Annotated in this window: 25 protein-coding genes; 15 read left to right on the forward strand and 10 right to left on the reverse strand. The window is 69.0% G+C overall.

Going from position 1 to position 25,494, the window contains the following annotated elements:
- The first annotated feature begins 90 nt into the window (after positions 1–90).
- On the forward strand, positions 91–423 hold the full coding sequence (locus HDA45_RS36700) for a hypothetical protein (protein ID WP_184903254.1): 333 nt from the start codon (positions 91–93) through the stop codon (positions 421–423).
- Positions 420–1,058, forward strand: a complete 639-nt coding sequence (locus tag HDA45_RS36705) for a hypothetical protein (RefSeq protein WP_184903257.1) — start codon at positions 420–422, stop codon at positions 1,056–1,058. Before HDA45_RS36700 ends, HDA45_RS36705 begins: the two co-directional genes overlap by 4 nt.
- On the opposite strand, the gene HDA45_RS36710 is transcribed toward HDA45_RS36705, so the two are convergent.
- Together HDA45_RS36710 and HDA45_RS36715 are read right to left on the reverse strand one after the other, a co-directional pair.
- A complete protein-coding gene (locus HDA45_RS36710; protein WP_221471338.1) occupies positions 964–1,626 on the reverse strand; it encodes a methyltransferase domain-containing protein in 663 nt (220 codons plus the stop codon). The two genes, HDA45_RS36705 and HDA45_RS36710, sit on opposite strands and share 95 nt — an antisense overlap.
- A 92-nt stretch (positions 1,627–1,718) precedes the next feature.
- Positions 1,719–2,399 (reverse strand): DUF998 domain-containing protein, encoded by a 681-nt coding sequence (locus HDA45_RS36715; protein ID WP_184903259.1) that lies wholly within the window; start codon positions 2,397–2,399, stop codon positions 1,719–1,721.
- 235 nt (positions 2,400–2,634) lie between these two features.
- Here HDA45_RS36715 and HDA45_RS36720 point away from each other — a divergent pair, with 235 nt between their 5' ends.
- Positions 2,635–5,133: a M14 family zinc carboxypeptidase gene (locus HDA45_RS36720; protein ID WP_343072227.1), complete on the forward strand. Its 2,499-nt coding sequence runs from the start codon at positions 2,635–2,637 to the stop codon at positions 5,131–5,133.
- An 89-nt stretch (positions 5,134–5,222) separates the two neighbouring features.
- On the opposite strand, the gene HDA45_RS36725 is transcribed toward HDA45_RS36720, so the two are convergent.
- Positions 5,223–6,302 (reverse strand): DnaJ domain-containing protein, encoded by a 1,080-nt coding sequence (locus HDA45_RS36725; protein WP_184903261.1) that lies wholly within the window; start codon positions 6,300–6,302, stop codon positions 5,223–5,225.
- Positions 6,303–6,486: 184 nt separating this feature from the next.
- Here HDA45_RS36725 and HDA45_RS36730 point away from each other — a divergent pair, with 184 nt between their 5' ends.
- Positions 6,487–7,320 (forward strand): alpha/beta hydrolase family protein, encoded by an 834-nt coding sequence (locus tag HDA45_RS36730; RefSeq protein ID WP_343072228.1) that lies wholly within the window; start codon positions 6,487–6,489, stop codon positions 7,318–7,320.
- Here HDA45_RS36730 and HDA45_RS36735 read toward each other — a convergent pair.
- A complete protein-coding gene (locus HDA45_RS36735) occupies positions 7,317–8,216 on the reverse strand; it encodes a hypothetical protein (protein ID WP_184903263.1) in 900 nt (299 codons plus the stop codon). The two genes, HDA45_RS36730 and HDA45_RS36735, sit on opposite strands and share 4 nt — an antisense overlap.
- Positions 8,213–8,722 carry a hypothetical protein gene (locus HDA45_RS36740; protein ID WP_184903265.1) on the reverse strand — a complete coding sequence of 170 codons (510 nt, stop codon included), beginning with the start codon at positions 8,720–8,722 and terminating at the stop codon, positions 8,213–8,215. Before HDA45_RS36740 ends, HDA45_RS36735 begins: the two co-directional genes overlap by 4 nt.
- A gap of 215 nt (positions 8,723–8,937) precedes the next feature.
- Between HDA45_RS36740 and HDA45_RS36745 the strand changes: the two genes are divergently transcribed.
- The 5 genes from HDA45_RS36745 (at position 8,938) to HDA45_RS36765 (ending at position 13,769) form a co-directional block, all read left to right on the forward strand.
- Positions 8,938–10,347, forward strand: a complete 1,410-nt coding sequence (locus HDA45_RS36745) for an APC family permease (RefSeq protein WP_184903267.1) — start codon at positions 8,938–8,940, stop codon at positions 10,345–10,347.
- A complete protein-coding gene (locus HDA45_RS36750) occupies positions 10,344–11,243 on the forward strand; it encodes an ROK family protein (protein ID WP_184903269.1) in 900 nt (299 codons plus the stop codon). Before HDA45_RS36745 ends, HDA45_RS36750 begins: the two co-directional genes overlap by 4 nt.
- Before the next feature lie 101 nt (positions 11,244–11,344).
- Positions 11,345–11,917 carry an NADPH-dependent FMN reductase gene (locus tag HDA45_RS36755; protein WP_184903271.1) on the forward strand — a complete coding sequence of 191 codons (573 nt, stop codon included), beginning with the start codon at positions 11,345–11,347 and terminating at the stop codon, positions 11,915–11,917.
- Between the two features lie 23 nt (positions 11,918–11,940).
- On the forward strand, positions 11,941–12,921 hold the full coding sequence (locus tag HDA45_RS36760; protein ID WP_184903273.1) for an ATP-binding cassette domain-containing protein: 981 nt from the start codon (positions 11,941–11,943) through the stop codon (positions 12,919–12,921).
- The gene (locus tag HDA45_RS36765; protein WP_184903275.1) at positions 12,918–13,769 is read left to right on the forward strand and encodes an ABC transporter permease; all 852 of its coding nucleotides are present in this window, start codon (positions 12,918–12,920) and stop codon (positions 13,767–13,769) included. The genes HDA45_RS36760 and HDA45_RS36765 overlap by 4 nt, the downstream gene beginning before the upstream one ends.
- A 28-nt stretch (positions 13,770–13,797) precedes the next feature.
- Here HDA45_RS36765 and HDA45_RS36770 read toward each other — a convergent pair whose 3' ends face one another.
- Positions 13,798–16,923, reverse strand: coding sequence for an ATP-binding protein (locus tag HDA45_RS36770; RefSeq protein ID WP_184903277.1), 3,126 nt, complete (start codon positions 16,921–16,923; stop codon positions 13,798–13,800).
- Between the two features lie 256 nt (positions 16,924–17,179).
- Between HDA45_RS36770 and HDA45_RS36775 the strand changes: the two genes are divergently transcribed.
- Entirely contained in the window at positions 17,180–18,454 is a 1,275-nt protein-coding gene (locus tag HDA45_RS36775; protein WP_184903279.1) for a cytochrome P450, read from the forward strand.
- Positions 18,455–18,457: 3 nt separating this feature from the next.
- Here HDA45_RS36775 and HDA45_RS36780 read toward each other — a convergent pair whose 3' ends face one another.
- Positions 18,458–19,084: an alpha-ketoglutarate-dependent dioxygenase AlkB gene (locus HDA45_RS36780; RefSeq protein ID WP_184903281.1), complete on the reverse strand. Its 627-nt coding sequence runs from the start codon at positions 19,082–19,084 to the stop codon at positions 18,458–18,460.
- On the opposite strand from HDA45_RS36780, the gene HDA45_RS36785 reads away from it, so the two are divergent.
- Positions 19,078–20,007, forward strand: a complete 930-nt coding sequence (locus HDA45_RS36785) for an MBL fold metallo-hydrolase (protein WP_425491744.1) — start codon at positions 19,078–19,080, stop codon at positions 20,005–20,007. The two genes, HDA45_RS36780 and HDA45_RS36785, sit on opposite strands and share 7 nt — an antisense overlap.
- A 37-nt stretch (positions 20,008–20,044) precedes the next feature.
- Positions 20,045–20,824, forward strand: a complete 780-nt coding sequence (locus HDA45_RS36790) for an alpha/beta fold hydrolase (RefSeq protein WP_246480908.1) — start codon at positions 20,045–20,047, stop codon at positions 20,822–20,824.
- Here HDA45_RS36790 and HDA45_RS36795 read toward each other — a convergent pair.
- Positions 20,796–21,371, reverse strand: a complete 576-nt coding sequence (locus HDA45_RS36795; RefSeq protein WP_184903286.1) for an ASCH domain-containing protein — start codon at positions 21,369–21,371, stop codon at positions 20,796–20,798. The genes HDA45_RS36790 and HDA45_RS36795 overlap by 29 nt on opposite strands.
- A gap of 135 nt (positions 21,372–21,506) precedes the next feature.
- Here HDA45_RS36795 and HDA45_RS36800 point away from each other — a divergent pair, with 135 nt between their 5' ends.
- On the forward strand, positions 21,507–22,112 hold the full coding sequence (locus HDA45_RS36800) for a LamG domain-containing protein (protein WP_184903288.1): 606 nt from the start codon (positions 21,507–21,509) through the stop codon (positions 22,110–22,112).
- A 102-nt stretch (positions 22,113–22,214) separates the two neighbouring features.
- Here HDA45_RS36800 and HDA45_RS36805 read toward each other — a convergent pair whose 3' ends face one another.
- On the reverse strand, positions 22,215–23,150 hold the full coding sequence (locus HDA45_RS36805) for a pseudouridine synthase (protein ID WP_184903290.1): 936 nt from the start codon (positions 23,148–23,150) through the stop codon (positions 22,215–22,217).
- A 209-nt stretch (positions 23,151–23,359) separates the two neighbouring features.
- Here HDA45_RS36805 and HDA45_RS36810 point away from each other — a divergent pair, with 209 nt between their 5' ends.
- On the forward strand, positions 23,360–24,301 hold the full coding sequence (locus HDA45_RS36810; protein WP_184903292.1) for a hypothetical protein: 942 nt from the start codon (positions 23,360–23,362) through the stop codon (positions 24,299–24,301).
- 147 nt (positions 24,302–24,448) lie between these two features.
- Here the strand turns inward: HDA45_RS36810 and HDA45_RS36815 are convergent, their stop codons facing one another.
- Positions 24,449–24,844 carry a DUF5313 domain-containing protein gene (locus HDA45_RS36815; RefSeq protein WP_184903294.1) on the reverse strand — a complete coding sequence of 132 codons (396 nt, stop codon included), beginning with the start codon at positions 24,842–24,844 and terminating at the stop codon, positions 24,449–24,451.
- A 114-nt stretch (positions 24,845–24,958) separates the two neighbouring features.
- Between HDA45_RS36815 and HDA45_RS36820 the strand changes: the two genes are divergently transcribed.
- Positions 24,959–25,402 (forward strand): MarR family winged helix-turn-helix transcriptional regulator, encoded by a 444-nt coding sequence (locus tag HDA45_RS36820; protein WP_184906420.1) that lies wholly within the window; start codon positions 24,959–24,961, stop codon positions 25,400–25,402.
- Positions 25,403–25,494 lie beyond the last annotated feature (92 nt).

Below are 25,494 nucleotides of genomic sequence, written 5' to 3' on the forward strand. Positions count from 1 at the left end.
CTCGAGCCGTCTGCGGGCCACACGAATGCCGGAGTAGGCGTCGTGTGTGCCGACCCGAGTCCGCGCTTCGCAGCATCGGGGGTGAACCCCATGACCCACCACGAGAACCACACGTCAGCATCCCGAACTTGGTTCGATCGACTACTCGAACGCATCGACAACTGGCTTTTCGCGACCGACGAAGACGCCAGGGCCGCCGCGCGCGGCTGGCAGGTGACCCGTGTGCCGAACAGCAGGCGCCGCGTCTACCGCGATCCTCGCTGGGACACCGTGCGCGCCTGCGCGCCGTGCGGGGGCACGGGGTGGTGGCCCTACGAGGACGCCGTATGCCCGGACTGCGCCGGTGCCGGTGTCATCCGTTCCCTTCCCGCGGCGGCGGCGGCCGCCGAGCAAACCGCCGGACGGACAGGAGGAAGGTCATGAACCGTTGGCAGGAACCCCAGGCGATCGCCGAGCTGGCCAGGGAGGTCACGGTGGTCAGGAGGCCCAACCCGTTCACCGCCCTCTATCACTGGCGGTACGAGATCGGCGCGCTGGTCGTCTTCCCCTACGCGCTGTTCTCCCTGTTCCAGGCGGTCGGCCCGATCTGGGCCGCGGTCGTGTTGTTCGGCGTCGCCAACTGGCTTTTCTACTGGAAGTCGGCGCGACGCTTCGTCCGTGACCGGCTCCGGTCGGTCGTCGTGCAGCACCGGCTGAGGACCGGGTTCGCCCGGGCGCGGGTGTGCACGCTCGACGGCAAGCTGCCGGTGATCCTGTGGACCAAACCGCGGGGTGACGAAGTCGAGGTCACGGTGTTCTGCCCGGCAGGGGTCGGTTATGAGCGCATCGAACAGCGGCGGGCGCTCCTCGCCGCGGCGTGCTTCGCCACCGACGTCCATGTGTACCGCCATCACAAGCGGGCCAACGTGGTGCACCTTTCGGTCTGCACCGCGCGGTTGCGCAAGGACGCGGACGAGGACGAGGTCACGCCCGCGCGACGATATGCCGGGCAGACGGCCGGTGTCGCCATTCCCCTTCCGGGGCACGTCGCAGGAATTCCTCGCGCAGCACGGCGATGAACGCTTCACCGCGCGCGTCCGCCAACGGCCGCATCGGCCCGGACCGGGTGTGCGCGGTGAAGAACGTGTCCGCGTCCGGATGGACCATCGGGAACGACAACGGCTCGTCCCGCTCGAGCACGGCGTCCTCCAGCGCGGCGACGAGCCGGTCTTCCCAGGAGCGATCCCTGGCCGGGACGTGCCCCCGCAGGACGTCGGACAGCACGGTGAACGGTCCGCCCGGTTCGAGGCTGTGCGGCCAGTAGACGACCGAAAGCAGTCCGCCCGGGCGTAGCGCGCCTGCCCAGGACCGGAGCGCGGCGTCGGGTTCGGGGAGTTGCTGCAGGCCGAAGACCGAGACGACGGCCGCTGCCGTGACGTCGAGTGCCGAGGCGTCGCCTTCGACGACGCGCACGAGCGGGTTGCCCGCCGCCCGGCGCCGGGCCAGCGCGGTCATGCCCGCCGACAGGTCGATACCGATGATTTCGCGTCCCGGTAGCCGTTCGGTGAGCAGGTCCAGCTCCGGGAAGGTCCCGCAGCAGGGGACGAGAACGGGGCCGTCGGGCAGGTCCGGGGGGAGGGCCCGCACCGCGGCGGCGACCCACGGCGCGAACCGCGGGACGTAGTAGGCCTCGTATCCCTCGGCGGCCGCGTCCCATCCCCTGGCGAGGTCTCCGGCGGTCAGGACGCGACCCGCAAGGCCTCGTCGGGAACCGGTGCGACCACCCGGGGCGGGATGAGCAGCGACGCCAGCGCGATCAGCCCGGTCAGCGCCATCGCGCGTTCGACCAGCCCCAGCGGGATCGCCTGCCACCACGGCCTGCCGCCGTTCATCGAGACCACGATCGCCCCGAGGATCACGCCGAACCAGGCCAGCGCCGCCACCGCGAGCACCCGCGTCACCGCGCGGCGCGCGGGGGAGGACGGGAAGACGGCCTTGGCGGCGAACCACACGGCCAGGGGCAGGCAGACGAAGGCCACGACGCTCGCGATCCGGTGCACCGTCCCGCCGGCGCTCGGCCCGATCGCCCAGTTGTTCTTGGGGAACGCCACGATCACCACCAGGCTCAGCGTCCAGAGCGCGCAGAAGACCGACGCCGCGGACAGCGCGGGAAGATGCTTGCGGCGGATCAGCGCGCCGAAGCCGATCGCCGAACCGAACGCGACCAGCAGGACCGCGACATCGAAGATCCACTTGTTCTCGCTCAGCGCGTATTCGCTGATGGTGCGGCGGACCGGGCTGATGCCGCTGGTGGCAGGCAGGACCTGCAGCAGCAGGATCAGCAGCGCACCACCGGCGACCGAGACCACGGCGGCCAGCAGGGCCAGCGGGGATCTGGCGGTGACCTGGGACGTCGTCATGGTTGAAAGGTAACCACCCAACCTGAAGGTTTTCTTAGGCCGACCTGTCGGAATCGACAGGAAAGTCCCATTCTCCGGCGCACGCGGTGGTGATCGTTCCGGCACGGTCGGTGAGATCGTTGGGCCGAAAGGGGTGCAGGCGACTTGTGGCGGGTCCCTCGGGTGGGGTCTCGGGTCTAGGGTCTCGCTACCGGTGACCTCACCCGGTCACCGGACTGTCCAAGGAGGTCAGTCTGTGGGGTATTCACCAAACCGGCGAAGAGCGGGATGGACGGCGGCGACACTGGTGCTCGCCGGCACGTTCGTGGCACTTCCGTCGGCCACGACGGCGGTGGCCGCGGACAACGTGGTGCGAGCCAATCAGGCCGTGGCGCGTTCCTGTTTCGCCGCGCTCCAGAAGCCGGGCGCGTCCGGCACCGATCGCCGGGAGTTCACGTCCACAGTAGACGGTCTGCTGCAGGCGCGCCTCGCGCCGCGCGGCGGCAACGAGGGTGACTGGGACCTCGCCGTCTTCGACAAGGCCACCGGCGCCGTGGTCGCCGCGTCCGCCGCGTTGCGCAGCCACGAGCTCGCCGAAGGCTTCGTGAAGAAGGACCAGAAACTGGTCGTGCAGACCTGCCGGTACGACGGGCAGACGCGCGACGCGGTCCTGGGGGTCGACTTCCTCGCGCTCACACCGCAGGGGACACCGACCGGCGTCGCGCCCGCGCCGCAGCGCGCCGAACTGGTCCGGGTCGAGACCCCGGCCAAGCAGGACAAGGACAAGCTGCTCCGGCTCGGCCTGGACGTCACCGAGAAGGCCGACGCCACCGGTGTCGAGGTCGTTCTCGCCGACGACGCCGATCGGAAGACGCTGGCCGACAACGGCTTCAAGTCGAAGGTGGTCGACGCCGACCTTTCGGCCCGGTCGATCCAGAACGCCAAGACCGACCGCGAGTACGCCGCGAAGACGCCCGGCTCCACGCTGCCGTCCGGGCGCACGAGCTACCGGCACCTCTACGACTACCAGTTCGAGGTCAAGGAACTGGCCCGCAAGAACCCCAAGCTCGTCACGGCGTTCACGCTGCCGCAGCCGACCTGGGAAGGCCGCGACGTCATCGGCCTGGAGATCGCCACCGACGTCAAGAACATCGCGGACGGCAAACCCGTCAACTTCACCATGGGCGTGCACCACGCCCGGGAGTGGCCCGCGGGCGAGCACGCGATGGAATGGGCGCACGAACTGGTCAAGGGCTACACCGGCAACAACGCCGAAGTCCGCGGTCTGGTCGGCCGGACCCGCAACATCATCGTGCCGATCGTCAACGCCGACGGCTTCGAAATCTCCCGTGAAGCCGAGCCCAAGGGCGACTTCTCGCGCTTCGACTACGAGATGAAGCGCAAGAACTGCAACGTCAACGACTCGCCCAAGGAGTTCGCGACCGGCGTCTGCAAGGCGAACCCCGGCGGCCGTGAACGCGGCACCGACCCGAACCGCAACTACGCGGGCTTCTGGGGCGGCGCCGGCGCGTCGACCGTGTGGCGCAACGACACCTTCCGCGGCTCCGGCCCGTTCTCCGAGCCGGAGACGCAGAACATCCGCTCGATCGTGTCCAACCGCCAGGTGACCAACCTGATCACGCTGCACACCTTCTCCAACCTGGTGCTGCGTGTCCCGGGTGTCGCCGCCGTCCGCCCGCCGCTCGACGAGCCGGCGTACAAGGCTCTCGGCGACAAGATGGCCTCGCGCAACGGGTACACCAGCCAGCCGTCGTGGGCGCTCTACGACACGACCGGCTCGACCGAGGACTGGTCGTACTGGGCCACCGGTGGCTGGGGCTTCACCTTCGAGATCGGCAACACCGAGTTCCACCCGCCGTTCCAGGCCGGTGTCGTCGCCGAGTACACCGGCGTCGCCCCCGCCGCGGGCGCGGGCAAGGGTGGCAACCGCGGTGCCTTCATCGACATGCTGGCCAACACCGCCGACCCGGCGGCCCACTCGACGCTGATCGGTACGGCGCCGAAGGGTTACCAGCTGAAGCTGCACAAGACGTTCCAGACGCCGACGGCGCCGGTCGTGCAGCCGGACGGTTCGACGAAGCCGCCGATCTACGTGACCGACAACCTGAACTCGTCGCTTGCGTCGACCGGTGGCCGGTTCGCGTGGTCGATCAACCCGTCGACCCGGCCCTACGTCGCGGGCCGCTACGGCCGCGAGCCGCAGGGTCCGGCGCAGGCGAACATCGCGGTGACGAACCCGGCCGGCGTGCCGGCGATCAACACCAACTACCCGGCCGATCCGGCCTCGGAGAGCTTCACGTTCCACGTGGACGGGCTCCCCAAGGTGGACAACGGGAAGTTCAGCGTCGACGTCAAGTGGGCCAGCCCGGACACGGACTGGGACCTGTACGTCTTCGACGCCGCGGGCAACATGGTGTCGTCGTCGGCGAACGGCGGGACCACGGAAGAGCACGCGACCCTGTTCGACCCGCCCGCCGGGGACTACCGGGCCGTGCTGGTCAACTACGCACAGGCCAGCCCGTCCACTGTGGACGACTGGACCGGCGGCGTTTCGTTCCAGTCGCCGATCCCGCCGACCTACGGCCCCAAGGAGGCGTACCAGCTGACCTGTACGTCGCCGAAGGGCAAGCTCGTCGGACTGGCGGACGTCTACATCGACCGCGGCCAGACGGTCGACGTCGGTGAGGTCTGCACCCGTTCCGCGCGCGCCAAGAAGGAGCGCTCGGGCCGGTAGTTTCAGTAGTCAGCGCGTGAAGGCCCCCTTCCCTCGGCTCAGCCGAGGGAAGGGGGCCTTCACGCGCATCCGGCACCTGGGTGGCGGTTTCAGGCGGCGCCGGTGAGGCGGTCCCGGACGACCCGCATCGTCGGCGAGTCCACAGTGGACGGCTCCGCCGCCAGCCAGCCGCCGATCTCGTGCAGGAACTGCTCCGGCGTCATCGGCGGCGCGGGGGAGGGATCGTCGTGGTCCGTGGTGATCTCGCCGGTCCGGCTCGGGTACACGATCATCGCCCCGCGCAACGTGACCCCCGGCAGGATCCGCCGGTATTCGGCGAGGCTTTCGGTCAGCCTGCTCCCGCCGCCGCGGAAGGCGCGGCCGTTGCGCAGCAGGCGATCGTCGTCGTCGGTTTCGTAGTGTCCCGGCAGCCACAGCTTCGATTCGACGAGCACAAGCCGCTTCCCGCACAGCACCGCGTGGTCGACGTCGGCGAACACCGAGTCCGGCCACGAGAGGCCGTGGAAGATGCGGGCGCCGGGCAACCTGGTCAGGTAGCGCTCGAGCAGATCGGCGGTGAGCCGCTCGGCGAGCTCGTCGGCCTCGGTGCCGGGGGTGCCGAACACGCGCTTCCCGCCGAACTCGGCGGCGAACCGGTTCTTGGCGCGCGAGGCGGCGAGGTAGCCGCGGGCGAGCCGTTGCACCAGCAGGGCCGTTCCGGCGGTCAGGATCAGCCAGACGATCAGCGTGGGGGCCGAGAATCCGACGCCGGTCAGCACCGGCAGCAGCACCAGCACCATCCCGCCGACCGCGGCCACGACCGGGGTGTGCCCGGGGCCGCGCCGCCGTCCGTGCCGCACTCGCTCGTCCTGTGCGGCGAATTCCCACCATTCGAGGTCTTCCGGATCGATCACGACCCGCTCGGGCTCGTAGCCCGGCTCGTCGCCGAAGCGGCGTCTCGGCCGCGGCCGGATCGGCGCGCGCACGGACCGGCCGTCCGCGTCGTAGCCCGCGCGCCGCAGCGGATCGCTGAGCGTGTCGTAGGCCTCGCGGACCAGCTGGAACGTGAGCGCGGAACCCCCGGCGTCCGGGTGATGCGACTTCGCCAGCCGCCGGTACGCGGTCTTGATCTCGTTGACCGAGGCGGCCTTGCCCACGCCGAGCACCTCGTAGTAGTCGACAGCTGGCACGGGCGGTTCACCTCCAAAGGGCCGGGCCGCAACACTATTCGGCCGCCGCCGGGGCACCGCAACCACCTCCGCGGCGCGTCGGGGTGACCTCGTGGGCATACTGTTTCGCTTGTGGCGGAACGAGGTCCACCTCCGGCGCGTCCTGGATATCGTGGAGATCGAGAGCGCACGAGGAAGGACAGCGGTGGAAGAACCGGTTACGGGCACGGCCGCGAGGGTTCCGTTCACGGTCTTGCCGCCATCGGCCGAGGTCAGCGGCCCCGCGCCGGTGGTGGTCGCCTGGCACATGATCGACGCGCCCCGCTCGGATGCCGCGTTCGCGGCCGCGTTGCCGCTGGCCGGGGTGCCTGCGTGGCGGGTGTACCTCGGAATGCCGTTGTGCGGCGCGAGAATGGTCGACGGCACGATGGACGCGATCGTCGAGCGGGCCCGCCGTGACGCGATGCTCGCCTACATCGACCCCATCACCGCGCAGGCGGCGCTGGAATTCCCCGCCGCGCTGGCCGAACTGCGCGAACGCTTCGGCTTCGACACTTCCCGGTTGGCCGTCGTCGGCGGTTCGCTCGGCGGTGCCGTGGCGCTGACGATCCTGGCCACGAGGGAGATCCCGGTCCGCGCGGCGGCCCTGGTCAACCCCGCCGTGCGGGGGCGTTCGGTGGTCGGCCTGGTGGAAACCATGCTGGAGCAGCCGTATCAGTGGAACGACGAGGCGAACCAGGCGGCGGATCGGCTCGACTTCGTCGCACGATCGGGTGAAATCTCGGCCCGGGAAACGCAGGTTCCCTTACTGGCGGTCAGCGGCGAAGAGGATTTCCCCGCTTTCCGCGCGGACACCGACGAACTCGTCGAGGCGTTGCGCGGGCAGTACGCCGAGCCGGACGACGTCCACTTGACCAGGGTGCCCGGTCTCGCGCACCCGCTCGCCGAAGACCCGGGCATCGACCCCGCGCCGCAACTGCCGATCGCGAAGGTGGTCGACGACGCGGTCACCGAGTGGCTGGTCCGCCATCTGAGCTAGCAACCGGCGGGCGGCGGCGTCCGGGCGGGACCGAATTCCAGCCGGAGTTTGTCGGTCTTCGGGATCACGAAGGCCACTCCGGTCGGGGCCCGCCAGTTCGCCGGGAGGAAGACGTACTGGCCGCCGGACTGGAGCAGCAGCTTCAGCCCGGTGTACCGGTATTTGTAGGTCGAGTCGGGATCGGCGCATTTCACCTGCAGGACACCGCCTGCGGTGAGGTTGAGGCTTTCCGCGCTGTAGAGCGTCGCGGCGGGGCGCGTGGGGAGTTGCGCCGCGGTCTCGAACCCGCGCCGGACGCCGACGGCGGCGGAGTAGTCGCTGACGGCCCAGAACAGCCCGATGCTGACCAGCGCGTAGCCCAGGACGAGTTCCAGCAGGCTCGATCGCAGCGCCGAAGCCCAGTGACGCCAAGCGAACAGCAGCATCAGCACGCCGAGCGCGAAGCCGAGCCCCGGCAGGCCTGGACGGTCGCGGAACGGCTCCGGGTCCAGCGTGACGAACACGGTCGCGACGACGAGCAGGGCACCGAGTCCGGCCGCGACCGGGACGCAGATCCGGAGCAGCCGTGCCCATGAACGCTCGGTCAGCCGCAGCCGCAGGATCCGGACGGCGATCACGAAACCGAGCACCGTCCCCGCGGCACCCGCCAGCGGCAGGTACAAACCGTCGACACCGCGCGCGAAGATCTCGTCCGGCGTCTGGGCGAGAAGCGTGTAGTGCACGCGGAAGTACGCGAAGAGCACCTGCGTCTCGACCAGCCCGAAGAAGTACAGCAGCGCGGTGAGCAGGGTCGTGTTGGCCAGCACCGCACCGACCAGTTTGAGCGCCTGTGGTGGCCCGGGGTCGGGCTCGGTGGCCGGGGGCGAGGGGCGCCGCAGGCCGCGCCGCGCGGTCATCCCGCCGTGGTCTCGGTGGGGTGCTCGCCGGTGGACACCGGGCTTTCCGAGGTCGTGGTCTCTTCGGTGACCTCGGGTTTGCACTCGACGGCCTTGATCGTCACCGTCCCGCCGGGTTTGACCGGGGAGTGGGTGATGCTCGCGGTGCATTCGCCCTTGCCGACGACCACGACCTTCACACCGCACAGGCTCGGGCCACAGGCCTTCCTGATGTCGCCGCGGATGTCCGACTGGGCGATCGTCGGGGCGGCGCCGAGGCGGGTGTGGTCGTAGATGATCGGGCTGCCGGGTACTCCCGGCGCCGGACCGTCGGTGTGGCCGCCGCCCCCGCCGGACGACGCGGACGACGTCGAGCCCGCCGATGCCGTCGGGGCGACCTCCGTCGTCACCCCGCTCTCCGTGCTCACGTCGGCCGGAGCCGTGTCGCGGGGTGCCGACGTTCCGCCGCAAGCCGTCGCGAAGCCGAGAGCGGCGATCGCCATCGTCGCGCTGAACAGCCGTTTCATGGACCTCACCGTCCTCGTGAAGACGTCCTTCTGGATAAGGACGCGGAACCACTACTCCCTGATACGTCCCGGATTGGTCCATTCGGGCGTATTTCGCTGATTCGGCCCGTTGGGGCAATTCCGGATGTCCCAGGGCGCGACAACTTCGCCGCCTGGCCTTCCGACACGCCGCAAATTATGTTAAGAAACTTTACTAACTAATAGGGAGGCGCGTTTTGAGTTCATCCCCGCAGCCGGGGCTCGAGCGGAAGATCGGGCCGCTGCAGGCGACCGCCATCAACATGACCCAGATGTGCGGGATCGGCCCGTTCGTCACCATCCCCGCGATGGTGGCGACCCTCGGCGGCCCGCAGGCCATGTTCGGCTGGCTCATCGGCGCGATCATCGCGCTGGCCGACGGCCTGATCTGGGCCGAACTCGGCGCCGCCCTCCCCGGTGCCGGCGGCACCTACGTCTACCTGCGAGAGGCGTTCGGCTTCCGGACCGGCAGGCTCATGCCGTTCCTGTTCGCCTGGAGCGCGGTGCTGTTCATCCCGCTGATCATGTCCACCGGCATCATCGGACTCGTCCAGTACCTCGGGTACCTGATCCCGGGGGTGGCGGACGAGGGCGGGACCACCGGGCTCGGCAAGGTCATCGGGCTCGGCGTCATCGTGCTGGTCGTGCTGGCGCTGTTCCGCCGGATCGGCGAGATCGGGAAGCTGACCACGGTCCTGTTCGCGATCATGCTGTTCGCCGCGCTTTCGGTGATCGTCGCGGCCTTCACGCATTTCGACGGCGCGCAAGCGTTCGCCTTCACGCCGGGAGCGTTCTCGTTCGGCGGCGGCGCGTTCTGGGCCGGGCTCGGCGCCGGCCTGATCATCGCCATCTACGACTACCTCGGCTACAACACCAGCGCCTATCTCGGCGGCGAGGTGCGTGATCCGGGACGGACGCTGCCGCGGTCGATCATCTTCTCGATCCTCGGCATCATGAGCCTGTACTTCCTGCTGCAGCTCGGCGTGCTGGGCTCGATCCCGCTGGAGGAGCTGAAGAGCGCGACGTCGGTCGCCTCCACCGTGCTGGAACAGGCCTGGGGCACGGGCGCGGCCAAGGCCATCACCGTGTTCATCGTGATCGCGGCGATCGGGTCGGTGTTCGCCGGTCTCCTCGGCGGCTCGCGGGTCCCGTTCGAGGCCGCGCGCGACAAGGTGTTCCTGCCGGTCTTCGCCAAACTGCATCCGAAACTGAACCTGCCGACAGCCGGTGTGCTGACGATGGGGCTCATCACCGCGATCGGGTCGCTGTTCACGCTGACCGCGGTGATCAACGCGGCGGTCACGGTGCTGGTGATCATCCAGTCTCTCGCGCAGGTCGCGGCGATCGTGGTGCTGCGGCGACGGCGCCCGGAACTGCACCGGCCGTACCGCCAATGGCTCTATCCGATCCCGACGGTCATCGCGTTGCTCGGCTGGGTCTACATCTACTTCTCGGCCACCTGGCTCTCGATCGGGCTTTCGGTGGGATGGATCGCGCTCGGGGTGGCGGCGTTCCTCGCCTATGCGAAGGCGGAGCGGGTGTGGCCGTTCGGGCCCAAGGGAATCCAGGAATCGTTCGCGGGGGCGGCAGAGGGGAACGGGAAGTGACGGGGGAAGAGCTGATCCTGGGGATCGACTTCGGCGGGACGAAGGTCGCGATCGGGCTGGCGGACAGAGCCGGGAGCCTGCTGGTCACCCGGCGGCTCGACACCGACGCGCACGCGGGCGCCGAACAGGTGGTGAGCCGCGCGCTCGCCGCGGCGCGGAAACTGCTGGCCGACGAAGGCGCGGCCGACGACCTCGTCGCGATCGGCGTCGTCAGCCCCGGCATCGTGCTGGAGGACCGCATCCTGCTGGCCCCCAACGTGCCGGGCTGGGAGGAACTGCGGCTGCGGGAACTGGTCGCCGACGAATTCGACGGCGTCCCGATCTCCGTGGGCACCGACGCCAAGGCGGCGGCGCTCGCGGAATGGCGATGGGGGGCGCTGGCGGACACCGATCCGGCGGTGTTCCTTTCACTGGGGACCGGGATCGCGGCGGCGGTCCTGGTCGGCGGCCGGCTGCTGGCCGGCGCGAATGGCGCTGCGGGAGAGATCGGGTACAACCTCCTCTCACCGCAGGACACCGACGGGTTCGCCAGCGGAGCGGCGCCGCTGGAAGAAGCCGTCGGTGGGCGTGGGCTGGGCGGCCGGGCGAGTGTGCTGCTCGGCCGCCCGGTGACCGCGGGCGAGCTGTTCGGCCTCGCCAGGGAGAACGCGCAGGCCAAGGAACTGGTCGGCGCGGCGCTCGACGAACTGTCGATGCACGTCGCGAACCTCGCCATCGCGCTCGACCCGCGGCGGATCGCCGTCGGCGGGGGACTGGTGCGTTCGGCCGACGTCCTCCTGCCCGCGCTGCGTGAACGGCTGGCGCAGGCCGTCCCGTTCCCGCCCGAACTGGTGTCGGCGAAGTTCGACCAGGACGCGTCCCTGCTGGGCGCGATCGCGATCGCGCTGGACGCATAGCGAGATCACCGACCGTAGCCGCCGGGCGTTCGCTAGATCCGATCTAGCGAACTCCCGGCGGCTTTCTCGCGCCTGAAGAGTGAGGCGAGAGGAGGTCGGTCATGAACAACAGCCCGCTGCGAGTCGCGGTGATCATCGGCAGCACCCGCGAAGGACGGGTGGGGGACGCCGTCGCCAAATGGTTCACCGGCCGCGCGGAACACCGGGAAGACCTCGTCCTCGACGTCCTCGACCTGGTCGACTTCGAGCTGCCCGCCGGGCTGCCGGAGCAGGCGACCCCGGACATGAAGCGGTTCGGCGCGCGAATCGACGACGCGGAGGCGTTCGTCGTGGTGACCCCCGAGTACAACCGCAGCTTCCCGGCGTCGCTGAAGCAGGCGATCGACTGCGCCTACGACGAGTGGCGCACGAAGCCGGTCGGCTTCGTTTCCTACGGCTACCGCTCACAGGGCCTCTACGCGGTGGAGCAGCTCCGCTCGGTTTTCACCGAGCTGCACACCGTGACCATGCGGGACACGGTCGCCTTCAACCTCCTCGACGGCACCTTCGCCCGCGACGGCACCCCCTTCGACACCGACGGGCAGGGACAGGCCGTGACCACCTTGCTCGACGAACTCGTCTGGTGGGGCCTCGCCCTGCGAGAAGCGCGCACCGCTCGTCCCTATGTCTGCTGAAAGCTTCTGAAAGGAACAAGGAAATGAGTGAACTGGCCATCGAAGCGTCGGGGCTGGTCAAGGTGTTCGGGGAGAACCGGGCGGTCGACGGGATCGACCTGAAGGTCCCCGCGGGCACCGTGTACGGCGTCCTCGGGCCGAACGGCGCCGGCAAGACCACCGCGGTGAAGATGCTCGCGACCCTGCTCCGCCCCAACGGCGGCGAGGCTCGCATCTTCGGCAAGGACGTCGTTCGCGAGGCCGACGCAGTCCGGTCCATGGTGAGCTTGACCGGGCAGTACGCCTCGGTCGACGAGGATCTGACCGGGTCCGAGAACCTGGTGCTGATCGGTAGGCTGACCGGGCATCGCAAACCCGCCGCCCGTGCACGGGCGGAAGAGCTGCTGGCGGCGTTCGGCCTGTCCGAAGCCGCGGGACGGCAGGTGAAGAACTACTCGGGCGGGATGCGACGGCGGATCGACATCGCCGCGAGCATCCTCAACACCCCGGACGTGCTCTTCCTCGACGAGCCCACGACCGGGCTCGATCCCCGCAGCCGCAACCAGGTCTGGGACATCGTGCGCGCGATCGTGCGGCACGGCACCACCGTCCTGCTGACCACGCAGTACCTCGACGAGGCCGATCAGCTGGCCTCCCGGATCGCGGTCATCGACCAGGGCAAGGTCATCGCCGAAGGCACCAAGGGTCAGCTGAAGGCATCGGTCGGCGCGGGCGCGGTCCACGTCCGGCTGCGCGAGGCCGATCAGCGTCCCGAGGCGGAAGCGCTACTCGTGCGCATCCTGGAGGCCCAGGTCCAGCTCGAATCGGACCCGCTCGCGCTGACCGCGCGCCTTTCGGGCGACAGCACCGAGCAGGGAGCCGCCGAACACGCCTCGCGCGCGCTGGCCGAACTCGCCCGCGCGGGCATCGTCGTCGACACCTTCTCCCTCGGCCAGCCGAGCCTCGACGAGGTCTTCCTGGCCCTCACCGACCGCACAGCCACGCCTGAGGAGAGTGCAGCTTGAGCACCACGGCAGTCAAAGAAAACGAACCCGTTCTCGCGGCACCGAAGGCGGAGGATCTCGCCGCCGTCCTGATCGCGAAGAACCGCCCGCCGCGCGCCAGCGCGCTGTCCACTTCGGTCACCTTCGGGTGGCGCGCGATGCTGAAGATCAAGCACGTGCCGGAGCAGTTGTTCGACGTCACGGCGTTCCCGATCATGATGACGCTGATGTTCACCTATCTGTTCGGCGGCGCGCTGTCCGGCTCGCCGACGGAGTACCTGCAGTTCGTGCTGCCGGGCATCATGGCGAGCAGCATCCTGATGATCACCATGTACACCGGCATCTCGGTGAACACCGACATCGAGAAGGGTGTGTTCGACCGGTTCCGCACGCTGCCGATCTGGCGGCCGTCGGCGATGGTCGGGTACCTGCTCGGCGACATGCTGCGCTACCTCATCGCGTCGCTGGTGATCCTCGGTGTCGGGCTGATCATGGGCTTCCGTCCCGGCGGCGGGTTCGGCGGCGTGGCCGCCGCGATCCTCCTGCTGCTGGCGTTCTCGTTCGCGTTCTCGTGGATCTGGACGATGTTCGGTCTGCTGCTGCGCAGCGAGAAGTCGGTGATGGGGGTCAGCATGATGGTGCTGTTCCCGCTGACCTTCCTCAGCAACATCTACGTCAACCCGGAGACGATGCCGAGCTGGCTGCAGGCCTTCGTCGACGTCAACCCGGTGACCCACGTGGTCGCGGCGGTCCGCTCGATGATGGACGGCAACTGGAACGGCGGCGAGATCACCTGGGTGCTGATCGCGGGCGGGGTCATCCTCGCGGTCTTCGGCACGCTGACGATGCGGCTCTACAACCGGAAATGAGCTGGGGGTGACAAGGTCCCCTGGCGGCTCACAGCCGCCAGGGGACCTTGTCTTCGGGCGCGTAACGGCACGAAGACCCGGTGGTGACCGACGAGCGCAGGTGCGCGGCCAGCGCCGGATGCTGTTCGTCGAGTTTGCGCAGGGTGTCCCGGATCCGGGCGGTCACCGTCTTACGGGCGCGTTCGGCCTCGTCTCCGAGCCGCCGGGAGCGGCCGCCGAGCCCGGCCGCGGACCGCAGTTCCGCCAGCAGCGCGTCCCGCTCCCGGTCCAAGGCCGCGGCGCGGGCGTCCTGGCCCAGCCCGGTCGCGGTGTCGATCAGGTCGTCGAGTTCGTCCAACCGTGCGCGATACCGCGCCTTCGCCTCGTCGTCGAGGACGGCGTCTCCGCCGAGGCTCTTGGCCGCGACGACCACCTCGCCTCCCGCCGGGTCGAGCAGCCGGACGGCCGCCACGTCCGAACCCGGCCTGCCGAGCAGGAAATGCAGGTCCCGCAAGCCTTTCGAATCCGGGAGGTGCGAGGTGACGCCGTCGAAACGCAGGGTCCACACGGCTTCGTCCCGGCGGAATTCGGCTTTCGGCGCCGCCGGTGCCCGCACGTGATCCCGCGTTTCGGCGACCCTGGCGACGACCTGCCACATGCCGATCGCGGCGGCCTCTCTGTCCACTTCGGACAGAAGATGTGCCGCGGCGGCCGCGTCCCCTTCGAGAGCGCGGCCGAGCAAGGCCTTCGCGAGCCAGGACTTGGCCTCGGTCGCCCAGACCGTGGCCCGCAACCGGTCCGCGGAGAGCGCGGCGCCGCGCAACCGGCCCACCGCGTCGTTCCAGCGTTCCTGTGCCAGGTCCAGCCTGCCTAGCCAGAGGTCGACCGGGCCGGAGACCTCGCAGCCGTACAGGGAAACCAGCCATTCGCCGCTATACGGCACGAGAAGCGCTCGGGCGGCTTCGCAGCGTTCAGGGTCGCGTGAGACCGCCGCCGTTTGCGCCTGGCAGCGCAACCACAGCGCTTCCAGGTCGCGGGGGTACGGTTTCGTGTCGGCGGCGAGATCGGTGAGCCGCACGGCTTCCGCGGCGTCACCCCGGTGGGCGGCGGTGATCGCTTCCAGCAGCCGACCGTAGGCGTACCCGTCGTCGTGGATCTCGCGGTGTAATCCGGCGAGATCGTCGAAGCGGCCCTCGAGACACCATCGCGTCCACCGCTGCAACTTGTTCAGATCGCCGCAATGGGAATGCTCGTCTCCCTCGGGACTGGAGATCACCTGCTGGATCAGCGCCTCGGCTTCGGCGAACCGGCCTTGGAGTGTGGCGATGATGCTCTGGTCGATCCGGGAGGCCAACTGCGAACTCGGCGCCCGGCCGGTGCTCGCCAAGGCGACGAACTCCTGGTACTGCTCGAAATATCGAGGGTCGCCGCGTTCGAGCAGCGCCACCCATCTGAACGACGCCGCGTAGTGCTCCAGTTCCGGGTTCGACGTCCGGCGGCCGACCGCGACCAGTTCGTCGGTGAGCCGTTCCCGTTCCGCGGCGCTGCCCGGCCCCCAGATCGCGTCGTGGCGGGCCCACAAACCGAACAACAGCGCGGAATCGTCCTGATCGTCGCGAGCGGTCATCATGATGCGCGCGGTCAGCTCCTGCGTCATCTCCACGACGGTGATGTCCCGGCCGGGCTCGCGACCGCAGAGCCGTCCGTGCGCCTCGGTGAGCACCCTGATCGTCTCGTCGACCCGCAGGCTCTTGTGATCGGCACGGATCAGGGTCAGCGCCAGCCTGGCGAGGAGATCGTCGTCGTCGAGTTCGTGGATGAGCTCGGAGACCTCGTCGAGGACTCGCCTGCCCTCGTCGGTCTCGTTGTGACGGGCCAGATGCGCGCCCAGTTCGAGCGCGATGACCGCCTGCCGTTTTCGATCCTCGGCGAGCTCCATCGCCCGCCGGTAGTGCGTGGTCGCCTCCTCGGCCGCCATCCGGCCGGTGGCGTCGATCGCCGCGGCCAGCAACAGTTCGACGGCCAGATTCGGATCGAGCTCCCGGTCGGCGAGCAGCGCGTGCCGGGCCAGGTCCGCGGGGAAGATCCGGTCCGGTGAACTCGGCATCTCTCGGACGGCCGCGACGACCGCGGCGTGCTTCTTCCGGCGATCCGCCTCGGACAGGCTCGCGTACAGCGTCTCGCGGACCAGATCGTGGGCGAAGGCGAACCGGCCCTGGCCGTGCACCACGACCAGTCGCGCCGCGACGGCCTGGTCGAGCAGCCTGTCCACCTGCGGCACGGGCGCCGGTGCGACATCCGCGAGCAGTCTGCGGTGGAACTCCCTGCCGAGTACCGACGCGGTGGTCAGCAGATCGAGCACCGGTTGGGGAAGCAGGGAAAGCCGTCTCTGCAGGGCGTCGGCGACGCCGGGCGCGATCGTCTCGGCGGAGCCGCCGCTGTGCCACAGCCGCGCCGTCTGCTCGACGAAGAACGGGTTGCCGCCGGTGCGGCGATGGACCTCGGCGACCAGCGCGCCGTCCGGTTCCGCGCCCGCCGTCCTGGCCATGAGCGCGCCGACCTCGTCCGGTTCGAGACCGGTGAGCGTCACCGAAGTGGCCTTCGTGAGCAAGGGCAGCATGAGCGAGCGAAGCGGGTGATCGATGGTCTCGACCTCGACGTCACGGTACGTGCCGATCAGCAGCAGCCGTTCGAACCAGGTGTGCTGCGCCGCGAACTCGAGCAGTCGCAGCGACGACGCGTCGGCCCAGTGCAGATCTTCGAGCACCACCACGACCGGCTGTTCCTGGGACGCGGCCACCAGCACGCTCGTCACGGCGTCGTAGAGGCGGAATCCGTCGGCGGCGCCGTCGCCGCGGGCCTCGCCGAGCAGGACGTCCAGCTCGCTGTCCGCCATCGCGGCCCACCGGCCGGGCCCGACCGAACGCCGCAGCCCGCGGACCACCTGCGTCCACGGCCAGTAGCCCGGCGCGCTGGCCGAGTCCCAGCAGGAGCCGTTGAGCACCAGTGCGCCGAAGCGTTTCGCCTCTTCGGCGGCGCCGGTGACGAGCGTGGTCTTGCCGATCCCGGCCTCGCCGGTGACCAGCACCAGGCCGCCGTGGCTTTCGGCGGCACGGGCGACTTCCGCGCGGAGCACACCCGCGGGATGGTCGCGTCCGATGAGCGAGGCTGACATGTCCGAATCCTCCCAGTAGGGTCCGACAATCTCACGACGTCGGCCGGCTGTCAGGCGTTACCTCTTGTTCGTGGTGACCGACGGTGACCGACGTCTCCCACCCGCTGGGAACCGTGCCCGGCCCGAATCCGACCTTCTGGACGTGACGAATCGAGTGGGACGGCGGGTGAACGCTCGTCGAAGTTCGTGCCCGGGTGGCCGAACGCGGCCTGTTGTGCCAGGTCAGGTGCTACACGGCTGGAGTAGTGTGCGGAGTATGGGGAGCATTCGCTCGCGCGTCCTGGCATGGATCGGCCGTCGCTACCTCGCGCGCCAGCAGAAAAACGGCTTTGACCTGTCCAAGATGTCCATCATCCCGGACAACCTCCTGACGCCGCTGAAGCGCGACGGTCTCGACCCGGTGGCCGAGCTGGGCCGGATCCGCGCGGAAGAGCCGATCAGCAAGCTGGACCTGCCGTTCGGGATGAGCGGCTGGCTGGTCACCGGTTACGACGAGGCCAAGGCCGTCCTCGGCAAGGTGACCGAGTTCAGCAGCGACTTCACGAACCTGGTCGGGAACGCGGGGGTGACCGAGGACCAGAACCCCGGCGGGCTCGGGTTCGCCGATCCGCCGGTGCACACCAGGCTGCGGCGTCTGCTCACGCCAGAGTTCACCATGCGGCGGCTCTCGCGGCTGACGCCGCGGATCGACGAGATCGTCGCCGACCAGCTCGACGCGATGGAGAAGGCGGACGGCCCCGTCGACCTGTGGGAGGCCTTCGCGCTGCCGACCCCGTCGCTGACGATCTGCGAACTGCTGGGCGTCCCGTACGAGGACCGCGACGAGTTCCAGCGGCTGAGCACCGCGCGGTTCGACCTCTTCGGCGGCGCGGGCGCGTCACTCGGCGCGATGACCGAGTCACTGTCCTACCTGGACGAGATCGTCAAGAAGCAGCGCGAGAACCCGGGCGACGGCCTGCTCGGCATGCTCATCAAGGAGCACGGCGACGAGATCGACGACCGCGAACTGGCGGGCCTCGCCGATGGTGTGCTCACCGGCGGCCTGGAGACCACGGCGAGCATGCTCGCGCTCGGCGCGCTCGTGTTGCTGAAGGACCGTTCGCTGTTCGAGACCGTCCGCGGTGACGACGAGGCCGTCCACAAGTTCGTCGAGGAACTGCTGCGGTACCTGACGGTCGTGCAGATGGCCTTCCCGCGCTTCGCCAAGGAGGACATGGAGGTCGCCGGCGTCCGGATCGCCAAGGGCGACATCGTGCTGTGCTCGCTCAGCGTCGCGAACCGTGACGGCGTCCTCGGTGACGACATGGAGAAGTTCGACGCGACCCGCGAGCCGACGTCCCATCTCGCCTTCGGCTGGGGCATCCACCGGTGCATCGGCGCGGAACTGGCCAGGATGGAACTGCGCACCGCCTATCCCGCGCTGGTCCGCCGGTTCCCGGAGATGCGGCTCGCGATCGAACCGGACGAGGTGGGCTTCCGGAAGGTCTCGATCGTCTACGGCGTCGACGCGCTGCCCGTGCTGCTGGAGTGACTCTCAGGCGACCCCTCTCGGCCGGAACTGGATGCTGATCCTCGGCCCGACCGGTCTGGCGGTCTTGGGGACGGCGTGTTCCCAGGTCCGCTGGCAGCTGCCGCCCATGACGATCAGATCGCCGTGGCCGAGGGCATGCCGGACCGTCTCGCCTCCGCCACGCGGGCGCAGCGCCAGCTGCCGGGCGGCGCCGACCGAGACGATCGCGACCATGGTGTCCTCGGTGCGGGAGCGGCCGGTGTCGTCACCGTGCCAGGCGACGCTGTCGCGCCCGTCCCGGTAGAAGCACAGACCGGAGGTCACGAACGGTTCGCCGAGTTCGTCCGCGTAGTGCGCCGAGAGCGTTTCCCTCGCTTCGGTGAGGATCGGGTGGGGCAGCGGCATCTTCTCGCGGTAGTAGCTCAGCAGCCGGGGAACGGCGACGACGCGGTCGTACATCTGCCGTCGTTCGGCGTGCCACGGCACGTCCTCGGCGAGCCGGGTGAACAGTTCGTCCGCGCCGGCGAGCCAGCCCGGCAGCACGTCGATCCAGGCGCCACGGGTCAGTTCGGTGCGCCGGAGCCCGTCGAGCGAGCCGAGCCCGAGGGTGGCGCACTCGTCGAACAGCGAGGCTTGGAGCGCGGGTGTCATGGCAACCGAACTTACCCCGATCCCGATCATTTGTCGAACGCCTGTTCGATGCCTGGGGGGTCGAATGCGCTAAGCTCCGGCCTCCGATCACGAAACGGGGGAGTCCCATGCTCGAGCGGGTCGCGGAAGGCGTGCTGGTCCACCAGAGCGAGCTGCTCCGGAACAACACCGTTGTCGTACAAGGCAATGGCGGCGTGTTACTCGTCGACGCCGGCATAACCGGCGAGGAAATGGTCTGCCTGGCCAAGGATCTTCGCGAGTCGGGCCAGTCCGTCGTGGCGGGCTTCTCGACACATCCTGATTGGGATCACGTGCTCTGGCATGCCGAACTCGGCGATGTGCCTCGTTACGGTACGGCACAATGCGCCGCTCGAATGAACGATCTGCGATCGGACGCGGACTGGAAGGCTCGCGCCGCCGGAGGCTTGCCGCCGGAAATCGCCGGGGAAACACCGCTGGACCTGTTCGGCCTCATCACGGGCCTGCCCGCCGGGACCGCGCGGATTCCTTGGGACGGTCCCGAAGTCCGGATCGTCGAGCATCCGGCGCATTCCCCGGGCCATGCGGCGCTGGTGGTCGAAGAACGCAGGGTTCTCATCGCAGGCGACATGCTGTCCGATGTCTTCATCCCGATGCTCGACGACTTCAAGGGCACCAACGACCCGATCGAGGAGTACCTCGTCGGGCTGCGGCTGCTCGAGGGTGTGCTGGACGACGTCGACGTCGTCGTCCCCGGTCATGGATCCGTCGGCAGGGGTGATCAGGTACGCGCGCGGATCGAACAGGATCGGGCGTACGTGCACGCCTTGCGTGACGCCCGCACGCCCGATGACCCGCGAATCGGCTCATCGGCCGAGCCCGGCTGGGAATGGGTGAACGACATCCACGAAGGGCAAGCCCGGAGCGTCGCCGAGGCAAAATGACCTGCGCCCGCCGAGGAGGCCGGGCACCATGGTGACCATGATCGACACAGTCAAGTCCACGGATGGCACGCCGATCGCGCTCGAACGGCGCGGAGCGGGTCCGGCGGTCGTCGTCGTGGCGGGCGCGGCCAACGACCGTCACGGCGACGAGCCGCTGGTCGCGGAGCTGGCGGCCGAGTACTCCGTGGTGACCTACGACCGGCGAGGACGGGGTGACAGCGGGGACACCGAACCGTACGCGGTCGAGCGCGAGATCGAAGACCTCGCCGCGGTGATCGCGTCGCTCGGGGAGCCGGTGATCGTGCACGGCATCTCTTCCGGCGGCGCGCTGGCCTTCCTCGCGGCCGCGGCGGGAGTGCCGATGGCGCGGCTTTCGGTCTTCGAGCCGCCGTATCGCGGCGAAACCGAAGAAGTCCCCGAAGGCTACGCCGACGAAATGCGCGACCTGGTCGCGGCGGGCCGGTGGGACGACGCTGTCGCGCTGTTCATGATGTCCGCTGTCGGCTCACCGGCGGAGGCCGTCGCCGAGGCCAAGGCGACACCGATGTGGGCCGAGCTCCGGTCTTTCGCGCCGACACTGGTCCACGACGCCCGGGTGATGGGCGATTCGAAGGTGCCGGGCGGTCTGGAGGCGATCACGGCACCGGTCCTCGTGGTGAACAGCAACGGCAGCACGGACTGGCTGAAGGCCGCCGCTCTCGCCGTCACCAAAGCGATCCCCGGGGCGAGGCAGGTGGAGCTGGACGGCGAATTCCACAGCGTCCCGCCGGAGCGGCTCGTCCCGGAACTCAGCGCTTTCTACCGGGATCCTCGGTGAGCCGCAGATAGGCCGCGCCGCGAGGGGAGATCCGGTAGCCGACTTCGAGGCTGAGTGTCAGGCCGAGACCCTTGAGTTTGCGGATGTCGACCTTCAGCGGTTCCTTCTCGCGGCCGAGGAGGTCGGCGAGTTCCTGCGCCCGGCGGCCGGGGTTGTCGTTGATGAGCCGCAGGGTCTCGTGGGTCCATGAGCGGTGTTTGTCCATCTTGGACAACCGTTTGCCGATCGCCTCGAAGTCCTTTTCGGACAGTTCGGCTTCCGCGCTGAGCGCGCGCCGGGGATCGGGTCCGAGATAGCGCAGGCGGACGCGGTACACCGGGGCGTCGGCGGGACCGCGCAGGATCCCGCGGACCGCGTTCGCGGACTCCGCGCCGGAACGGCGGGCGTCGGCGTCGGTAATGGTGGCCGGATCGACGACCTCGACCGAGTCGACCTCGATCACCCCGGCTTCCAGGCGCATGACGTCGCCGGGGTGGACGTTCTGTTTCGACCAGCGCCGGAAGGCCAGGTCGATCGTCCCGGCCTCCAGTCCTTCGAGGACCGTCATGGAGAGGATCACCGTCGTTACCCAATCAGCGGGACGCCGGGGCGTCAACATCTTGTCCGATGACGGTTCGTACTCGTACAGTCGCAGCCTGGTCCTGGTCTGGACCACCGCCGCCCTGAATGTGCAGGAGGCAGGATGCGGAGACGACTTCGGACCGCCGGGGTGGTCGCGGCGGCCGCTCTCGGCCTGGTGGCTTCGGCGATACCGGCGAACGCCCAGGTCGGAACAGGGCCGTGGACGGCGGAGAACCCCTCGTTCAACGTCCAGGAACGCGGATGCGGCAACGTCGATGGACTCACTTTCGAGCTGACCTGCTCCACCGGAAGCGGGGACCAGCGGGCCGAACGGCGCTACGTGACCTACACCGGCGGGACCCGGCAGTTCGAGGGCTCGTTCCGGATCACCAGCATGGCGGGCACCCGGATCAGCCTGAAACAGACCTTCCGTGACGCGCCGACCGCCGGACCGTACTTCATGCTCGCCGTCGAACGCGGTGGCCGGCTCTACGCGGTGCACGGCGGGGAAACGCTGGGCAGCGGGGCGACCGTCGGGACGTCGGTGCGGGTCAACACGGTGCACCAGGTCGGGAGCACGCACAAGGTGTACATCAACGGCTCGCTGAAGCAGACCGTGAGCAGCAGCGGCGGGAGCTACTACGACAAGTTCGGCGCCTACCGGACGGCCAGCGGCGCCGGGCCGGTCAAGGTGACCTGGAGCGGGATCAAGTTCTGGCGTAAGTGAGCCTGTCGCCGTCCGCGTTTCGGTGTGGTCGACTGAAGTACGTGAAGGACCCCTTCACCGCGTCTAGCGCAGTGAAGGGGTCCTTCACGTACTTGGGGATAGTCACGGGCCGCGGCGCCACGCATCGAGATCCGTCCAAGCCTCGAGGGACTGCCCGCTCTCGAACCGGCGCCGTTCCCCGGTGACCGGATCGGTGAACTCGAGGACCTTCGCCAGCAGTTGCAAGGGTTCGGTGAAGTCGTCGAGCGGGGTTTCGGTCAGCTCCGGGTAGAAATCGTCGCCGAGAATCGGCAATCCGAGCCCGCTCATGTGCAGCCGGAGCTGGTGGGTGCGGCCTGTCGCGGGGAGCAGGCGGTAGCGGCCGAGGCCGTCGCGGTGCTCGATCAGCTCGACGCGGGTCTCGGCGTTGGGCGGCCCGTCGACCTCCTGCGCGGCGATGACCCCGCGCTCCTTGACGATGCGGCTGCTGATCTCGCGCGGCAGCGAGACCGCCGGATCGTACCGCGCGATCGCCTCATATTCCTTGTGTACCAAGCGGTCCCGGAACATGGTCTGGTACTTGCCGCGAACTTCGGGGGTGATCACGAACAGGATGAGTCCCGCGGTGACGCGGTCGAGCCGGTGTGCGGGACTGAGCATCGGGAGGTCGAGCTCGAGGCGGAGGCGGACCAGCGCGGTCTGCAGGATGTGCCGCCCGCGCGGGATCGTCGCGAGGAAATGCGGTTTGTCGGCGACCAGGAAATGCTCGTCGCGGTGCACGACGGAGACCTCGAACGGGACGTCGACCTCTTCGGGCAGGTCGCGGTGGAACCAGATGAACGAGTCCGGCACGAACGGTGCGTCGACGCCGAGCGGCCCGTCCAGTCCGACGATGCGTTCTTCGCGGAGCATTTCCTCGATCCGCTCCGGCGCGACCCGGGGGAGCCGCTCGACGAGGTGCTCCCGCAACGTCGTCCACGGCCCCTCGGCTGGCATCTTGAGCCTCGCGGGGTCGAGCCCGTGGCGGGGTGGGAGCGGCGGGCGGAGCTTGCGTCTCATCACCGCGCAGCCTAGCCGCGAGGGGTCATCCCGCCTGGTCGTGGGCGGCGGCCCGGTGTCGCGAAAGCCACTTTCGGGACATCAGACGTCCCGAAAGTGGCTTTCGCGACATCACTGGAGTTGTCCACAGTGGGACTGATGGGGCGAGTTGTCCACAGGCAGGCAGGAAGGTGCTGGCGACCGAGAGCGGGAGAGGTGACCATCGTGGGGTGAAACCTGGAAATTGGGCCCGTGATCCCGAGCGGCTCTACCAGCACAGTCGTGGTGGCGTGATCACCGTCGCGCGATTGACGGAACTCGGTGTTCCTTCGAGGACCTGCTATCGCCGATGCCGACCGGGAAAGCAGTGGCGACGACTGCTGCCGGGAGTCTTGCTGCTGAACTCCGGCGAGCCGACGCGACGGCAGCTCGTCGATGCCGCCCTCCTGTACGCCGGGCCGGACGCGGTGGTGACCGGGGCGACCGCGTGCCGTCGGCAAGGGTTGCGGATGCTTCCGGACCATCCTTATCGCGTCCACGTTCTCGTTCCGCTTGAACACAAGATCGGCAGTTCCGGGCACACGATCATCGAACGGACGACACGGTTGCCGCAGACGGTCGTGCTCGACGGGGTTCCGCTGGCACCTTTGGTCAGGTCGGTTCTCGACGAATGTCGTCGGCTTGGCTCACGGCAGGAGGTTTCGGCTCTGCTGGCCGAGGCCGTTCAGCGGGGCGTGAGCCTTCCGGAGCTGTTCGCCGAACTCGACGCCGGGAGCAGCCGCGGCACGGCGATCCCGCGCGAAGCATTGCATCGTATTGCCGACGGAGCTCGGTCGGCGGCGGAGGTCGACGCGATGGCGGTGTGGCGGATGAGCGGTTTGCCGGAGCCGCAATGGAATCACGAACTGCGGGACGTGGACGGCGAGTACATCGCGACCCCCGATGGTTACTTCCTGGCGGTGCGCCTGGCCTGGGAGATCGATTCCTACGACTTCCATTTCGGCAAGCGGCAATACGCCGCGACAGTGGCGAGAAATACCAGATACGCGGCCGCCGGCATCGCTGTCCTCCAGACCTTGTCCGGCCGGTTGCGAACGGAACCGAAGCGAGTGGCCGCCGAACTCGTGGCCGCGCATCGCGCCGCCGAGGCCCGTATGCGTCGTGCCGCCTGACCAAGGGCGACGGCCCGGTGTCGCGAAAGCCACTTTCGGGACATCAGACGTCCCGAAAGTGGCTTTCGCGACACCGCCGCCGGGTGCACGTGATGGGCCGGGTACGCGATGGACCGAGCACACGATGGCGGCCCGCGAAAAGCCGGGTCAGGCGTTCGGCTCGCGGTAGCGCGCGAGGTACCGCTCGGTGATCTCCGCCTCCGCGACCGCGATGGCCTCGGCGCGGGTCCGGCGGCCGATGCCCGGCGGGAAGCCGTTCTTGGCCAGCCGGTGCTCGATGCTCTCCTCCATGTAGGCCATCGAGTAGAAGTACGCCACGAGCGCCGCCATCAGCACGATCGCCAGCCGCAGGGGGAGCGGGCCGGGCAGCAGCAGCCACACCGCGCACAGCGGGGCGATCATCACCGTGCTGCGGGCGACGTGCCGCCAGCGCCAGCTCCCGGTGGTCGCGTCGTGGAGGATCCAGGCGTGATACCGCTCGGGCAGCCTGCCGCCGAGTGAGTACCACAGCCAGCGGAACACATCCGGGCGCTTGCGGGGCATCGAACGACTCCCTTCCTTCGCTGTTCGTCACAGTACACTAATGATTAGTACGCTAATCATTAGTGTCGCGCACGACACGGCTAGGATCGCGGCATGAACTCGGAAGGGCCGGAGATGAAATCGATCGATCTGGGCGAGGACCCGCTCGCGCTGGAGCGTCAGGTGTGTTTCGCGCTGTCGGTCGCGTCGCGCAGCGTCATCGCCATCTACCGCCCGCTGCTGGAGCCGCACGGGCTCACCCATCCGCAGTACCTCGTCATGCTGGCGCTGTGGGAGCGGGGACCACAGGCGGTAAAGGACCTGAGCACCGCTTTGCGAGCCGAGCCCGCGACCTTGTCGCCGCTGCTCAAGCGGTTGGAGGCGATTGGTTACGTCACCCGCAGGCGCAGTTCCGAGGACGAGCGGCTGCTGACGGTCGAGCTGACGGAATCGGGTCGTGCGTTGCGCGCGGAGGCGGAGAAGATCCCGTATCGCGTCGTGGAGAAGCTCGGTATGGAGGTCTCCGAACTGGAGGCGCTGCACAAGGCGCTGACTCGGGTCATCGAAGCCACGGCTTGAGCGAACCGAAACCGGGGCGTGACGAAATGAAGGTGTGAAGCCGCGCCCACGTGGGTAATTCCGTCACGCCAACTCAAGATGACAGGAAGCTG

The organism is Amycolatopsis umgeniensis (assembly GCF_014205155.1).
Taxonomy (GTDB): Bacteria; Actinomycetota; Actinomycetes; order Mycobacteriales; family Pseudonocardiaceae; genus Amycolatopsis; species Amycolatopsis umgeniensis.